This window comes from Bifidobacterium intestinale (assembly GCF_023656765.1).
GTDB classification, from domain to species: Bacteria; Actinomycetota; Actinomycetes; order Actinomycetales; family Bifidobacteriaceae; genus Bifidobacterium; species Bifidobacterium hominis.
This window is the reverse complement of sequence record NZ_JAMOKR010000001.1, coordinates 437,659-450,533: the sequence shown is the minus strand read 5'-3', so window position 1 is coordinate 450,533 and position 12,875 is coordinate 437,659. Positions and strand designations below refer to the sequence as shown.

General features: G+C 56.8%; 17 protein-coding genes and 1 tRNA gene. 11 read left to right on the top strand and 7 right to left on the bottom strand.

Annotation, left to right across the window (positions count from 1 at the left end):
* The first annotated feature begins 6 nt into the window (after window positions 1–6).
* Together NBH13_RS02020 and glgX are read left to right on the top strand one after the other, a co-directional pair.
* Window positions 7–666, top strand: a complete 660-nt coding sequence (locus tag NBH13_RS02020) for an NUDIX hydrolase (RefSeq protein WP_080788445.1) — start codon at window positions 7–9, stop codon at window positions 664–666.
* Window positions 667–727: 61 nt separating this feature from the next.
* Entirely contained in the window at window positions 728–2,872 is a 2,145-nt protein-coding gene (glgX, locus tag NBH13_RS02015) for a glycogen debranching protein GlgX (protein WP_144171287.1), read from the top strand.
* Window positions 2,873–2,906: 34 nt separating this feature from the next.
* Here glgX and NBH13_RS02010 read toward each other — a convergent pair whose 3' ends face one another.
* The gene (locus tag NBH13_RS02010) at window positions 2,907–4,076 is read right to left on the bottom strand and encodes an ABC transporter permease (protein ID WP_099570670.1); all 1,170 of its coding nucleotides are present in this window, start codon (window positions 4,074–4,076) and stop codon (window positions 2,907–2,909) included.
* 120 nt (window positions 4,077–4,196) lie between these two features.
* Here NBH13_RS02010 and NBH13_RS02005 point away from each other — a divergent pair.
* Window positions 4,197–4,270 (top strand) — tRNA-Pro (locus tag NBH13_RS02005).
* A 97-nt stretch (window positions 4,271–4,367) separates the two neighbouring features.
* On the opposite strand, the gene NBH13_RS02000 is transcribed toward NBH13_RS02005, so the two are convergent.
* The 4 genes from NBH13_RS02000 to NBH13_RS01985 all read right to left on the bottom strand — a co-directional run bounded on the left by NBH13_RS02000 (window position 4,368) and on the right by NBH13_RS01985 (window position 7,992).
* Window positions 4,368–5,648, bottom strand: coding sequence for a tyrosine-type recombinase/integrase (locus NBH13_RS02000; protein ID WP_162182096.1), 1,281 nt, complete (start codon window positions 5,646–5,648; stop codon window positions 4,368–4,370).
* A gap of 157 nt (window positions 5,649–5,805) precedes the next feature.
* Entirely contained in the window at window positions 5,806–6,189 is a 384-nt protein-coding gene (locus NBH13_RS01995) for an ImmA/IrrE family metallo-endopeptidase (protein WP_250778713.1), read from the bottom strand.
* Between the two features lie 19 nt (window positions 6,190–6,208).
* On the bottom strand, window positions 6,209–7,477 hold the full coding sequence (locus tag NBH13_RS01990; protein WP_250778711.1) for a Fic family protein: 1,269 nt from the start codon (window positions 7,475–7,477) through the stop codon (window positions 6,209–6,211).
* Window positions 7,478–7,596: 119 nt separating this feature from the next.
* The gene (locus tag NBH13_RS01985; protein WP_250778703.1) at window positions 7,597–7,992 is read right to left on the bottom strand and encodes a helix-turn-helix domain-containing protein; all 396 of its coding nucleotides are present in this window, start codon (window positions 7,990–7,992) and stop codon (window positions 7,597–7,599) included.
* Window positions 7,993–8,088: 96 nt separating this feature from the next.
* On the opposite strand from NBH13_RS01985, the gene NBH13_RS01980 reads away from it, so the two are divergent.
* Complete coding sequence (locus NBH13_RS01980; protein WP_117759415.1) at window positions 8,089–8,451, top strand: helix-turn-helix domain-containing protein; 363 nt, start codon at window positions 8,089–8,091, stop codon at window positions 8,449–8,451.
* A gap of 194 nt (window positions 8,452–8,645) precedes the next feature.
* On the opposite strand, the gene NBH13_RS01975 is transcribed toward NBH13_RS01980, so the two are convergent.
* The gene (locus NBH13_RS01975; RefSeq protein WP_250778701.1) at window positions 8,646–9,140 is read right to left on the bottom strand and encodes a hypothetical protein; all 495 of its coding nucleotides are present in this window, start codon (window positions 9,138–9,140) and stop codon (window positions 8,646–8,648) included.
* A 286-nt stretch (window positions 9,141–9,426) separates the two neighbouring features.
* Here NBH13_RS01975 and NBH13_RS01970 point away from each other — a divergent pair, with 286 nt between their 5' ends.
* The 3 genes from NBH13_RS01970 to NBH13_RS01960 all read left to right on the top strand — a co-directional run bounded on the left by NBH13_RS01970 (window position 9,427) and on the right by NBH13_RS01960 (window position 10,493).
* Complete coding sequence (locus tag NBH13_RS01970; protein WP_151906211.1) at window positions 9,427–9,666, top strand: hypothetical protein; 240 nt, start codon at window positions 9,427–9,429, stop codon at window positions 9,664–9,666.
* Window positions 9,667–9,691: 25 nt separating this feature from the next.
* Window positions 9,692–10,228, top strand: a complete 537-nt coding sequence (locus NBH13_RS01965) for a helix-turn-helix transcriptional regulator (protein WP_250778699.1) — start codon at window positions 9,692–9,694, stop codon at window positions 10,226–10,228.
* A 64-nt stretch (window positions 10,229–10,292) separates the two neighbouring features.
* Window positions 10,293–10,493 carry a hypothetical protein gene (locus NBH13_RS01960; protein ID WP_250778697.1) on the top strand — a complete coding sequence of 67 codons (201 nt, stop codon included), beginning with the start codon at window positions 10,293–10,295 and terminating at the stop codon, window positions 10,491–10,493.
* Window positions 10,494–10,498: 5 nt separating this feature from the next.
* On the opposite strand, the gene NBH13_RS01955 is transcribed toward NBH13_RS01960, so the two are convergent.
* On the bottom strand, window positions 10,499–11,122 hold the full coding sequence (locus NBH13_RS01955; RefSeq protein ID WP_250778695.1) for a hypothetical protein: 624 nt from the start codon (window positions 11,120–11,122) through the stop codon (window positions 10,499–10,501).
* 29 nt (window positions 11,123–11,151) lie between these two features.
* Between NBH13_RS01955 and NBH13_RS01950 the strand changes: the two genes are divergently transcribed.
* From NBH13_RS01950 to NBH13_RS01935, 4 genes are all read left to right on the top strand, one after another.
* Window positions 11,152–11,364, top strand: coding sequence for a hypothetical protein (locus NBH13_RS01950; RefSeq protein WP_250778693.1), 213 nt, complete (start codon window positions 11,152–11,154; stop codon window positions 11,362–11,364).
* A 261-nt stretch (window positions 11,365–11,625) separates the two neighbouring features.
* On the top strand, window positions 11,626–11,913 hold the full coding sequence (locus NBH13_RS01945) for a hypothetical protein (protein WP_250778692.1): 288 nt from the start codon (window positions 11,626–11,628) through the stop codon (window positions 11,911–11,913).
* Window position 11,914: 1 nt separating this feature from the next.
* The gene (locus NBH13_RS01940) at window positions 11,915–12,478 is read left to right on the top strand and encodes a single-stranded DNA-binding protein (RefSeq protein WP_250778690.1); all 564 of its coding nucleotides are present in this window, start codon (window positions 11,915–11,917) and stop codon (window positions 12,476–12,478) included.
* A 9-nt stretch (window positions 12,479–12,487) separates the two neighbouring features.
* Complete coding sequence (locus tag NBH13_RS01935; RefSeq protein ID WP_250778688.1) at window positions 12,488–12,865, top strand: hypothetical protein; 378 nt, start codon at window positions 12,488–12,490, stop codon at window positions 12,863–12,865.
* The last annotated feature ends 10 nt before the right edge of the window (window positions 12,866–12,875 follow it).

The window sequence follows — 12,875 nt, the reverse complement described above, 5'->3', positions numbered from 1 at the left end:
CACGTCATGAATAACGAAGCGGCAGACGAAACCCAAGTTGATGCATTGCTGGACGAGTCCAGCGACGGAGTGGACATGTCCGGTACGGTCACGGTGCTTGACAGCAAGCACGTGTACCAAGGCGCTATCTTCGGTGTCGACGACATGCGGATTGCATTACCGATGCGTGGTGGCGGGCGAACGGTGATTCGTCGGCAGGTGATGCGCCACGCGCCTTGCGTGGTCATGCTGGTGCATGATTGCGCGAACGACCGGTACCTGATCGAACGCGAATATCGTATCGGTTGCGACGCTTTCGCCTACGGTCTGCCGGCCGGACTCATCGACGGGGGAGAGGACGTTGAAGAGGCCGCGCTGCGCGAACTGCGCGAGGAGACCGGTGTGGAACCCACCGGGCATGACGGCATTGAATTCGACCATGTGGGGCAGTTCTACTCGTCCGAAGGCATGACCGACGAGCTCGCCAACATCATGGTGCTTCACCTGCACGCGTGGCATCCCGTCGAACGTCACTTTGACGGCGATGAGCATGTCGAATCGGCGTGGATTTCCTGGCAGCGGCTACGCGACACTCGCATCACCGCATCCAATTCCATGATCGCCATTCTTCACGAGCAAATTCGGAGAAACCGGCAAAATACAGCCAAAAGTTCTTTCGAATCGTAAAAATAATCGCCGAACAACACGAAATTACGATTTGGGGGCTAAAACGTGAGATACTTGAATCATGCAAATCAGACCCGGATCGATGTATCCGCTCGGCGCAAGCTATGACGGCGCCGGCGTGAATTTTGCCCTCTTTTCCCAAGTGGCACAAAAGGTCGAGCTTTGTCTTTTCGATGAGGAAGACAACGAAACTCGAATCGAAATGACCGAGCAGAACTCGTATGTCTGGCACAACTATCTGCCCGGAATCCAACCGGGGCAGCGTTACGGCTACCGTGTGTACGGCCCGTACGACCCGATGCAGGGCTTGCGCTGCAACCCGAACAAGCTGCTGCTTGACCCCTACGCGAAAGCCATCGAAGGCAACATCGACGGCGATGAAAGCCTCTACTCGTATTGGTTCAAAAGCCCTGACGATGTTACCAGCATGAACACGCTCGACTCGGCCCCACACACCATGAAAGCAGCCGTGGTGAACCCCTATTTCGACTGGGGCAACGACCAGCATCCGAACATCTCATACCACGATTCGGTAATTTACGAAGCCCACGTACGCGGCATGACCAACCTCAACATGGACGTGCCGCCGGACATTCGCGGAACCTACGCGGGACTGGCCTACCCCTCCGTAATCGAATACCTGAAGAAACTGGGCGTCACGGCCATCGAACTCATGCCTATTCACCAGTTCGTCAACGACAGCTTCCTGCAGGAAAAAGGCTTAAGCAACTACTGGGGATACAACACTATCGGCTTCTTCGCCCCGCACAACGCCTACTCCAGCTCCGGGCAGCGCGGCGAACAGGTCAACGAGTTCAAATCCATGGTCAAGGCATACCATCGTGCCGGCATGGAAGTCATCCTCGACGTGGTATACAACCATACTGCCGAAGGCAACAACCTCGGACCGACCCTCAGCTTCAGAGGCATCGACAACGGCGCCTACTACCGTCTGGTAGACAACGACCGCAGGCACTATTTCGACACCACAGGCACCGGAAACTCGCTGCTCATGCGCTCGCCGCACGCGTTGCAGCTCATTACCGACAGCCTGCGCTATTGGGTCACTGAAATGCACATCGACGGATTCCGATTCGATCTTGCGGCCACATTGGCGCGTCAGTTCCAGGAAGTCGACAAACTGTCGGCATTCTTCGATATCGTCGAGCAGGATCCGGTCATCTCTCGCGTCAAGCTGATCGCCGAGCCATGGGATTTGGGTTCCGGCGGATACCAGGTGGGCGGCTTCCCATCCAGCTGGTCCGAATGGAATGGCCGCTATCGTGATTGTGTGCGCGACTTCTGGCGTTCGCAGCCGTCTACCTTGCCGGAATTCGCCAGCCGACTTATGGGCAGTTCCGACTTGTATCAGGTCAACGGCCGCCGACCGGTCGCATCCGTGAACTTCATCACTGCGCATGACGGCTTCACCATGAACGATCTGGTGAGCTACAACGAGAAGCATAATGAGGCCAACGGCGAAGGCAATCGCGATGGCGAAAGCAACAACCGTTCTTGGAACTGCGGTGTCGAAGGTCCTACGACCATCAAGGATGTTAACGAGCTTCGTCAACAGCAGATGCGCAACATGTTCGCCACACTGCTGCTTAGTCAAGGCATTCCGATGATTTGCGGCGGCGACGAAGTGGCGCGCACCCAGCAGGGCAATAACAACGCCTACTGCCAGGACAATGCGATCTCCTGGACGAACTGGGATTTGGACGAGGATCAGAAGGACCTGCTCGAATTCGTATCGAAGCTGATTCATTTGAGGCTTGAGCATCCTGTGCTGCATCGCCGCCGCTTCTTCTCCGGTCGCGAGCAGGGAGACGACAGCACTGCGATTCCGCAGGTCGAATGGATGGATCACACCGGCTCCATTATGGATATGGACGACTGGTCGAACACACACGCTTTCACCGTGATGATCTATCTGAACGGTTCCGATATTCCGGAAACCGACTGGTACGGCAATCAGATGGTCGACAATGATTTCATTCTGATTTTCAACGCGCATTACGAGCCGATCATGTTCACCCTGCCCGATGAGCAATATGGCAAGAAATGGCGTCTAATTGTCGACACGCATAATCCAAAGGGGCCAGAACTCAATTATGAGGCCGGTTTTGCGATTACTGCGCAATCAAGAAGCTTCCTGCTGTTGATGAGCGACAAGAAGCCGTCCAACGGACATTACAATTTCTGATTGTTTTTCCGACACTGTTTTCCAGCTACGTTTTTTAGACTTCCGAAGCAAGCCGGGAAACAGTGTCGGGAACAGTTTCGCTGACTTCCGCAAGATCCTCGACGGAGTGGGGTCTCTCGGATTGCGCCAGTATCAGCTGCGTCTGCACGCGATCCGCTTCGATGGCGGCAATCTGACGCGAGAAAATGATGAACCAGCCAAGGAACATCATGCCGGCCAACGCCTCCACGTTCGTCAGCGTGTTATGCCCGCTCAGCCATTGGAATCCGGCATAAGCGCCAATCACAATCGCAAGATCGGAAACCACGTATACGATCTTTGAAAGTTGCGGGGCAAGCCAAGGCAGGGCAATCATCAGCATGCTCATCAAACATGGCAGGCCGCGGGCGAACACGTTGTGCAAAATCGGATGCGGCGTGTAACGGAACATGCCGATGCCTATGAAGGCGATGCCGGCCAACGCCAACATGATCGACAGCAGCAGAATCCTCGTACGGAAATGCTTCGGCGTTTCATTGGTGGAGTTGGAATCCAGATACTGCAATTGCAGACGATACGTGGTGATGAGCTCGGAAACGGCGAAATAGCTGATGATCACAATGCAGATGCCCGCGAGCATCAGCGTCGAATTGAACATACGTGCGGCGAACGTCGTACGGTCACCCAATTGGGAGAAATTGTTGTTGTACCAGTATGGATCGTCGGACGTCAATCCTGCGATGCTCACGCCAGACACCACGAAAAACGGCAGTAGGGAAGCGATCGTTTTGGCGTTCATAAGTTCCGCCTGTACGAAAGTTATATAGCCTACAACGCCTGCGATGGCCGCGCATAGGATTGGCAGATAGCCTTTCAGCGTGCGGATGCCCATCATGTTGTTGATGATGGACAACATCATGAACGACATGACGAAAATGGTCGAGGCATACACCACGGAAAGCGCAAGGATTTCGAAAATACGACGGACAGGAATAGCCCAACCATGTTTGAGCGTCAGCGAGCGTGATTTTCGTGCATAACCCAGACTGAATGATATAACACCGCATCCTGCCACGATTCCCGAGCAGACGGTGAACAGTCGTTGCGTGACACGCCAAATGGCGGGAGCGAACTGCGTGTAAGCGTTCATGACAAACCAAGCGATGATGGCGCATATTACAAAGGAGATAATGCCCGATGATTCAGCCTGCTGATGACGTCCCATGCCACTCTCCCTTCCGAAACGCTATTGTAAGTCTGTCGTTGTCCAACCATACGCTATAATAGAAACTCGTGTTCACATGATGCGATTCCGCAACGCGGGTTCGCTGAAAGCGAGCAGGAACGGGCTGTAGCGCAGTTTGGTAGCGCGTCTGCTTTGGGAGCAGAATGTCGCAGGTTCAAATCCTGTCAGCCCGACCGGAAGCCTTGGAAACATTACGTTTCCAAGGCTTTATTTTTTCTTGGCCGTAGGCTATCGACACGATTCGACACGATGACCGCGCAACCTCCGCGTCTAGACGGTCTTCAACTGTTCAGCGCGCAGCTCGCCAATCGCGTCCGCCACATCGTCCAATCGTTCCGGCCAGAGAGCCGTGTATGTGTTCAGCGTGATGCTGGGTGAGGAGTGGCCGAGCTGCATCTGTAGGGTCTTCACATCCGCGCCTTGAGCAATCGCAAAGCTCGCATAGCTATGCCTCAAACTATGGATGGTCACGCCCTCGTCCTCCATGCCGGCCAGTCGGACGGCCTTTCGCCAGACACGCGTCCGCCACGTGTTCGTCCACAGGTTCCCGCCTCTTGCCGCGCGGAACAGCCAGTCGTCGTCGCCCATGCCCTCCATCTGCCGTTCGATGGACGGTATAAGGAATCTGGGTATGGCGATGCTGCGCGGTTTGCCGTTCTTCGGCGTGCCCAGCACAAGCCTGCCTTTGCCGTCGTCGGTCCAAGTGCGGCGAATGCGCGCCCTGCGTGATTCCACATCCACGTCGCCGCATTTGAGTGCCAGCGTCTCGCCAATGCGGGCACCGGTGTATGCCTGCCAGCGGACGATCAGCCCGTCTACCGGCCGTCCTGCCCGTTCGGCCATGCCGGCCAGCAACTCCACCTCCTCGACGGTAAGGAACACCATGTCGTCATCGGATTGCGTGATGCGCGGCACGGTGACCTTTTCAATGGGGTTCTCTCCGATCCAGCCGTGCTCCAAAGCGAATTCCATGACACCGCCCATGACGACCTTGACGATGTTGCGGATGCTGCGTGGACTCAATGGCTTCGATTCGCGATCGTCCTGCAGTTCGGCGGGATACCCGCCTTCGGTGAGCTGCGTGACCCACTGTTGCAGTTCGTCGCGTTGGATTTCCCTCAGTGTGCGATCGCCCCACTTGGGGTTGATATAAACGCGCAATTCGCGGCGGTATCTGCCCAAAGTGCCCTGTTTGATATCCATCTTGCCGTCCGTCCATTCGGAGGCAACGTCCCGGAAGATGCGTAGTTCCTGCTGCGGGTCGCGGTATTTGCCGCGTCTGATGTCGTCCTCGATGGCCGCTGCGTATTCCTCAGCGTCACGGAGCTTGGCGAAGTTCCGTGATTTCTGGACGCGTTTGCCGTCTCGAAGCGTGTACCAGCGGCATCTCCACCGTGAGCCTTGGCCGTACAGCGCGGACCGCCATTTGCCGGGCACATTGGCTTTCATCGGATCCTTCGCATTGGCCAGCGACTGTTTCGCGGCCCTGCTGGGCGGGTTGCCGTCCTCGTCGTTTTTGAGCCATCTGTCGTCTACGAACGCTCTGGCCATGGTTGTCTCTTTCCGAGGATCCGCGCTACACTGTGCGTGGAACCTCATTTTGGTGAAAACGGAAATGCTGATTGTTGGTTCCTTGGGTTCCGTCCGACTGTGTTCGGGCGGGACCCTTTTTTGTTTCCCGTCGCGGTATGTGGACGCTGAGCTTCTTTTATTGCACGCACACGCCGGAATCGTACAACAGCTGCCGATAGTCCGACAGTACTTGGATGGTGACGCCCAATTCCACGGCCATCATCCACGTATTGCCTTCGTATATCTGCTCCACCATGCCATAGTCCACGGGACTGATCAACGCCAGCGCGGTCTCCCTGCGACACCGGCGCTCGCACTTCAACCCGTATTGGCTACCACAGCCTGGATCGTGGTGTTTCGCGTGGATGAGCTCATGGCACAGCGTGCAACGGCGCTGGCGCTGGTTGAGCCAGTCGGCTAATAGGATGAGTCCATGCCGGTCATCGTACAGTCCGCATATGTCGCGTGGAAGGTCACGCGACACGACCGACAGGCCCATGGATTCCGCATGCTCGATCAAACCTGAAATCGTTTCGATTTTAAAAATCCTCTTTCATAGGTATGGTGCCCACACCCATACGCGCACGCAACGCTTCGGAGGCCCTGAACTTGAGTGGACGTTTCCCAACAAATTCGATGAGACCCGCGCTCGCAAGTTCATCCACGTATTTGCGGACTGTCTGCTTCGTCAGCCTGAGGTCGACTTCAGCGTCTTCGAGCGTCATGGACTTGGTGGTGTCAAACAGCTCCTCCTGCATGACCGCGTAAAGAAGCAGCGTCGCATTCTTGGACATCGCATGCTCATTCCGCAGTTCGTCGCGCAGGTCGGTCGCCTTGCCAAGCTGATCGATCTTAATGCCGAGTTCCTCGATCAAGGACTTCTGCGCGCGTTCGATGAATCCGAGGATGGTATATACGAAGAACGTGAGTTCCCCGCAGTTGAGCTTGTCCTCGGCCTCTGTGAAAGCCTTGTAGTATTCGTTCTTGTTCTCCGCGATTGTCTTGGAGAGGGACAGCACGGTGGGCAGTGTGAGGTCATGGCTGAGATAGAGCGCGAGCAGATACCTGCCGGTTCTGCCGTTTCCGTCGTAGAACGGGTGGATGTACTCGAACAGGAAGTGGCTGGCGATGGCCCTCTGCAGGAACGGTATGGTATCCGAACGGGCGAGGTCTATCATCTGCGCCAGCAGTGCCGATATCCGAGCCTCGCCGCTGACTCCGCTATGGATGACCGTGCCGTGCGGTCCCTGCACTTCCACGTCGCCTTTCCGGAACAGTTCCCCGTCGGGCCTGTCCTTGTCTTCAATCTCGTCGAGGGCGATTTTGTCATAGATGTCCCTGATATCCTCAAGGGTCTTGGGCAGTTCGACATCGTGGTCGGTGAGGTTGAGATACAGTTTCGCGAACTCGCCGAACCGAGCCTTCTCCATATCGCCGTCGGCCTTGGCCTGCCGGGCGGCGGCCACGGCCGCTTCCGTCTCCTTACGTGTCGACCTGACGCCTTCCATCTCGTTTGTGGCGAGCAGCTCCTCGGATATGGCGTGGTGGATGTAGTTCCACCGCATGACTCCTGGGATGCTTTTCCACATGGCCGATACCCGGCGTTCGGCGAGAAGCACCTTCTGCGTGAGCATGCACATGCAGCGCGGTGTGGCGATGAACAGTTCGCCCAGGGGCGTGCCGATTCCGGTCGCGAAGGTGGAGTCGTCCTCGAGGCGCTGTTTGGCGAGCCTGTCGTGGTTGGTGTAGGAGTCCGCGCTCCTGTCGGCGTGGAACAGTCTCGCCAAAGTCTTATATTCCATGCTCATTAAGGTCACCGCTTTCTCAAATACAATTCTATTTGATAGAAACCATAAACTATGAGTCAATATTAGTCAAGATAAAGCGCTTAAAGATGAATAATAGCAATTAGCGTCCGTCCATTACCCTACTCATCGGGAGTCTCGGCCTCGAAACGCGCGTTCGGATCCCTGTTTGCGGCCATGTCATAGTCTTCGGGGTGCGCGGCGATACGGTCGATGAGATCATCGGTGATCCGGGATTCGCGCTCGCGGGCCTCGTAGGCTCGTGCGGTGTCGCTGGAGATTGACCCACAGGCTGCCGCGACCAGTGAAAGAGCGTCCGGAAGCCCAAAGAGTGGAGCGAGTCTGTCTAACTCGCTGATTGCCCAACTTCTTTTACCGAGTACTCGGTCGCTGACATAACCTTTTGATCGTCCTTCAAGAGCCTTGGAGAGGTCGGCCTGGGTAATGCCATTGGCTTCCATTGCTTGGCTGATATATTTGCAAATCACCAGATCGGTGCGTGTTGTGCTGCTATCCATAGCGATGACTGTATTCGAATTTTCGGGAAGTTACATCTTTACACCGTTCGGCGTGTCGAATTTGCCATACCGAATATTCGGGAGTACATTGAAAGCATGTTCACCGAATATCCGGTAAACGTCGAACAAAGTCCCGAATATTCGGGGAATGGAGGTGATGTGACAAGCAATGAATACGTGACACAGGCAATAAAAGTCAGGATGGCTCGACTTGGAATCACTCAATCCGACGTCGCCGACGCAGTTGGAATCAATCGGGTCGTCATAAATCGATACATGCGCAATCAACGGGAATGGCCGATTCGCGTTCTCGACAAGATTGCTCCGGCATTGAAATGGCAAGACGGTCTTGACATCTTCATTGCAGCAAATTCAGAAGAAAAAGAACCGCAATCGGCGCTCGCCGATGCGCTGGAAAACGCGACAGTCAACAATGCCAACAGCAAGGAGGAGAACTGAAATGAACACGTCGTTCGATATCACCGACATCGACTGCGCGCCCAAAGAACTCGAAGACGCTCTGGGCGTGAGCGGGAGAACGCTCTTCGATCCCAGTGAGCATCCGATCCATGTGGACATATGGGACGGCAAGGCATACGTGACCTTGGCTGAAATGATCGAGCTCGAAGGCGACGCACTGCGCCGCTTCCTGGCTATCGTCTTTCCGGCATCGCCATCGGCAGGTTCATACGTTCCGTCGCCTGCGGGGAATCGAGCCAACTGATGATGACATTATCCGCTCGCCCAAGAACGGCGGCGACGAACTCGAACTTGCGCGACGACCCCTTTGCTATGTTGCCCAACACAACCGGTTCGCACCCATCGGCCTCCAAGCGCACGTCATACGCGTCGAACGTGTTGCGGTTCCTGATCACGAACATGACGTTGTTCGGTCTCGGACTTGGATGTTCGATGATCCAGTCCGGAACGGACACCTTGCGTTCCAATAGATCGACCTGCCTATGCAGCGAATCCGAAGAGTCCCGCATGGCGTCCAGTTGCTCCGAGAACAGCGAGAGACGTCTTTCGAACCTTTCCGTATCGGTCTTCCCACTATTCGCGGCCCTTCTCCCGGTGATGACCCAACCGACGACGGATACGCCGATAGTCACCGCCCATCCAGCGATGGTCACCCATAACCCATTCATCGATTCTTCTCCTATCTGGTCCGCGTGGCGACCGGTAATCGCCGTGCTGCTTGCAACCAGTGTAGGGGAACCGTCGGGCGGCCGCTTCTCCGCCGCCCGACACCACACCCACAACCAACAATCCGAAGCGCTCACCGACGGAAGCAATCAAAAGGAAGGTGTTCCCACATGGAAACGATAGCGACCTGGTTCTCCATCGCCTGCGCGGTGGTGAGCGTCATCACGATCTTCATCAATCTGTGGCTCAACAGCTAACGGCACAAAACGATTCTAAGGAGAATCCGAAATGAGCATCAACATTCCGGCCGAGACGCCGGACGAATCCATGAACCCGATTTCCGTTGAGGAGTTCGAACGCCTGCACCCGGCGATGCTTGGCGCGATAAGGAAAGCCGTCCGCGAGGAATTGGAACTCTCTCTCGCGGACGGCGATTCAGAAGATGGTTCGAGAGATTTTAAGAGAACGGTCCTTAGTTCTTCAAGCGTTCAGCACACGCTTGATAAGCATCGGAACCATCATCGATGATGTCGAGGCTCATTGTGGTACCGCAATGCAGAGAAACGGTGATTATGTTCTCTTTGTCATCGTTGGTTCTCGCGATGAAGGTTCTGCTTTTGCGTTCTCCGGGCTTCATTCCTTTCAGAATCTCCTCGATTTCGTTGAACTGTTCGACAAGGAAATCTGGAGCGCCCGGAAGCACAACACCATCGATTTTAAGAAAGCTCTTATCCATTTCACCTCCTTTCATGCTCGGATTGAACATCACAAGCATATGCGAAGGAGCAATCAAAAATCCAAGGAGAATCCAATGAACAACCAAATCCAGCCTTTCGAATTCGAAGGAAACAAAGTCAGGGTGTTCGCCGCATTGGCGGCGGCGTTGAAGCCGATGAACACAACGAAGGACATCGCGGACAACTGCGGCATCAAGGAAGGCACCCTGGCGTACTGGCGTAGCGCGGGCATCGGCCCGAAGTTCGTGAAGGTGGGACGGATCGTCATGTATCCGAAGGAGCAGATGATCGCCTATTTCGCGCAACACCTGTACCAGTGCACGGCCGAATACGAGGAAGAGGTGGGTGCGTGATGACCGACAACGACTGGCGTACCGATATCCCGTGGCCTGATCCATGGGAAGAAAAGGAGGACAAATGAGCGACATCCGCAAAGCCTGCGTCGAAGCGATATTCAGGGAATTTGAGGACCATGGCGACGCCATCAGTCCGGCCTGCGGCGACGGGTGGGACGACATCGAAGCAAGGCGTTCGCTCGGTCACATCGTCGGATACGTCGATCTCGACGTGCCCGACCTCGTGGACATCGTTATCGACACCATCAACAAGGAGCTGTGATGGAATCAATGCCTTTGGCTGTTGGTCAGGCGCTGCTCGATCTCAGTGTTGCGTCTGCTGCCCAGTTCGGTGGTGTATGTGACGTGTACAGTGACGCGGCATGTTCCGATGTCGGCAAAGAAGAAGCCGTTTCCGGAGTTGATGGCGTCGATCTCGGATTGGTCTTTGATTATCTGCTTGGAGAAGAACTCGCTTTCGAGCGCGATCTCGCAGAACGGCATTGTCTTGTCGACGCGCGCCTGCGCAATGGTCTGGTCTTCAAAGCGGACGAACACATGAACGTCTCGTGCGATGTTGCCGCAATCGTTGACAAGGAAGACGGTGGAAGTTTCTCCATCGTACTCGACCCTCCACTTGTAAACCGTCTGGTCGGCGGTGACTGCCAACGCCCGTTGGCTGATCGCGTTCGCGTCTGCTGCTATCTCGTTCGCTTTGCCGGCAAGGTCGTTGGCGTGTTCGGCGATCCCCTTCGAGTCGGCGGCGATCCCGTTGGCTTCTTCCGCCGAGTCGTTGGCGTCCTTGGCGAGCTTGTTTCCAGCATGCGTTTGGAACAAGGCGACACATCCGGAGACACCGCCAACCAATCCCGTGACGGCGCCAACGACGCCGGTGACCACATTGATGTCCATTCCACTGATTCTAAAGCGGAGGCAAAACGATGAAGGCTCTTGCCCGCATCATCCTGCACCAGCTGATCTTCGCGGTGTGGCTACTGGCCATGTGGGTGCTGTATTGCACGCCGGCGTGCACGCACCCGATCGAACATCTCATCGCCGTGCCGTTCGCGGTGCTCATCCCGACGGCCGTCATCATGCGTCGCCTGTGCTCCGACCCCCGCTTCGCGCGCTGGCTGGACGAGCAACGGCAGTGAAGGACTTGGGCGGTTCCGCACACATTGCGGCATGGACGTGGTTCGTCATGCGCGGCCATGCCGGAACCGCCCGCGCGTCAAGGAAAAGACGTTAAAACCGGCCGGACGGGTCATCTTCTCTCTTCTCCTCCCGTCCGGCCTTCGCCGGGGCCCGCGATTGGAGGCGGGCGCCATGGATCGGCGTGTTCAGGTCACGTCGGCGGATGGATGCGCGGTTCGAATCCGCGTCCCGGCACGACATCAATCCAAAGGAGGCAAACGTTGCCAAGCAAAACACCAAGCAGACCGGAAGGCGAGAAGTGGTTCGAATGGCCGCTCACACCCGCCAGCGCCGGCATGACGTCCGCCGAACTGATCGACGAACTGTACGAAACCATATCCACGCTCAACCGCGACAGTGGATGGAACCTCACCATGGTCGCGCCGGCGCGCTTCGGCGAGATCGTCATCGACCGCGAGGCCGGATGCCTGCGCGCGAAATGCGCGTGGAAGGCCAAGGATCCAAGCCAGCTCGGCCCGGCGCCCGCCGGATACGTGAGGGGAGAGTGACATGGCCATAGGCGAGACCGTCATCACCATCGTCGGCAACCTCACCGCGGATCCGGAACTGAGAACCACCGGCCAGGGCGCGCAGGTCGCCAGCTTCACCATCGCAAACACCGCGCGCGTATACAACAAGCAGACCGGCCAGTACGAGGATGGGGCGGCGTTGTTCATGCGCTGCTCGGCATGGCGTGACATGGCCTCGCATTGCGCGCAGAGCCTTGCGAAGGGCATGCGCGTAATCGCACAAGGCCGTCTGCAGCAGCGTTCCTACCAGGCACAGGACGGATCCAATCGCACCGTCATAGAGCTGCAGGTCGACGAGATCGGCCCGAGCCTGCGCTACGCCACCGCGCAGGTCGCCCGCATCGACCGACGGCCGCAAGGTCCCGTCTACGGCAATCCCGCCGCGCAGACGCCGACCGTCAACACCGGAGCGGGCGGCTGGAGCCAACAGCCGGCCCAGTCCACGCAACCGGCCGCACCTGCCGATGATCCGTGGGGCGCTCCGTCGGACGACCGGTCATCATTCGGAGGTTTCGGCAAACCCGATCCGGAACCGGATTTCTAAGGAGCAGCAATGAAAGCCAGCGAACAACAGGCGCTCATCCCGCAGGAGGCCACGCCAGACACGCTCATCGACCTCATCGGCAAGACCCAGCAGGTCACCAAGGCCGCGGCCGTCGTGCTCAAGGCATGCCGCAACGTCATGGACACCAAAAACAAAAAGGAGCACATCGACAAGTGGGGCGGCATCCACGCCATCACCGAAGCCGTGTACGACTGCGCAGACCTCGCTCAGCGCATCCTCGACGCCGGCCTGGCCATGGAGAACATGTGCGCGAAGCCAGCCACGTCACGGCAGATGATCCTCATCGACGACCTGCGCCGCAGTCTCGACATGGACGACGGCGACGTGGAGGCGACCGTCGATCCGGACACCGGCGAGATCGACTGAACCACAGGAA

What these genes read in the sequence shown, in the direction of transcription:
- NBH13_RS01955 (WP_250778695.1), bottom strand. Translation starts at nt 11,122, where the DNA reads ATGGACATCAATGTGGTCACCGGCGTCGTTGGCGCCGTCACGGGATTG.
- NBH13_RS01985 (WP_250778703.1), bottom strand. Translation starts at nt 7,992, where the DNA reads ATGGATAGCAGCACAACACGCACCGATCTGGTGATTTGCAAATATATC.
- NBH13_RS02010 (WP_099570670.1), bottom strand. Translation starts at nt 4,076, where the DNA reads ATGGGACGTCATCAGCAGGCTGAATCATCGGGCATTATCTCCTTTGTA.
- NBH13_RS02000 (WP_162182096.1), bottom strand. Translation starts at nt 5,648, where the DNA reads ATGGCCAGAGCGTTCGTAGACGACAGATGGCTCAAAAACGACGAGGAC.
- NBH13_RS01990 (WP_250778711.1), bottom strand. Translation starts at nt 7,477, where the DNA reads ATGAGCATGGAATATAAGACTTTGGCGAGACTGTTCCACGCCGACAGG.
- NBH13_RS01960 (WP_250778697.1), top strand. Translation starts at nt 10,293, where the DNA reads ATGAGCGACATCCGCAAAGCCTGCGTCGAAGCGATATTCAGGGAATTT.
- NBH13_RS01950 (WP_250778693.1), top strand. Translation starts at nt 11,152, where the DNA reads ATGAAGGCTCTTGCCCGCATCATCCTGCACCAGCTGATCTTCGCGGTG.
- NBH13_RS01975 (WP_250778701.1), bottom strand. Translation starts at nt 9,140, where the DNA reads ATGAATGGGTTATGGGTGACCATCGCTGGATGGGCGGTGACTATCGGC.
- NBH13_RS02020 (WP_080788445.1), top strand. Translation starts at nt 7, where the DNA reads ATGAATAACGAAGCGGCAGACGAAACCCAAGTTGATGCATTGCTGGAC.
- NBH13_RS01970 (WP_151906211.1), top strand. Translation starts at nt 9,427, where the DNA reads ATGAGCATCAACATTCCGGCCGAGACGCCGGACGAATCCATGAACCCG.
- NBH13_RS01980 (WP_117759415.1), top strand. Translation starts at nt 8,089, where the DNA reads ATGTTCACCGAATATCCGGTAAACGTCGAACAAAGTCCCGAATATTCG.
- NBH13_RS01940 (WP_250778690.1), top strand. Translation starts at nt 11,915, where the DNA reads ATGGCCATAGGCGAGACCGTCATCACCATCGTCGGCAACCTCACCGCG.
- NBH13_RS01965 (WP_250778699.1), top strand. Translation starts at nt 9,692, where the DNA reads ATGCAGAGAAACGGTGATTATGTTCTCTTTGTCATCGTTGGTTCTCGC.
- NBH13_RS01935 (WP_250778688.1), top strand. Translation starts at nt 12,488, where the DNA reads ATGAAAGCCAGCGAACAACAGGCGCTCATCCCGCAGGAGGCCACGCCA.
- glgX (WP_144171287.1), top strand. Translation starts at nt 728, where the DNA reads ATGCAAATCAGACCCGGATCGATGTATCCGCTCGGCGCAAGCTATGAC.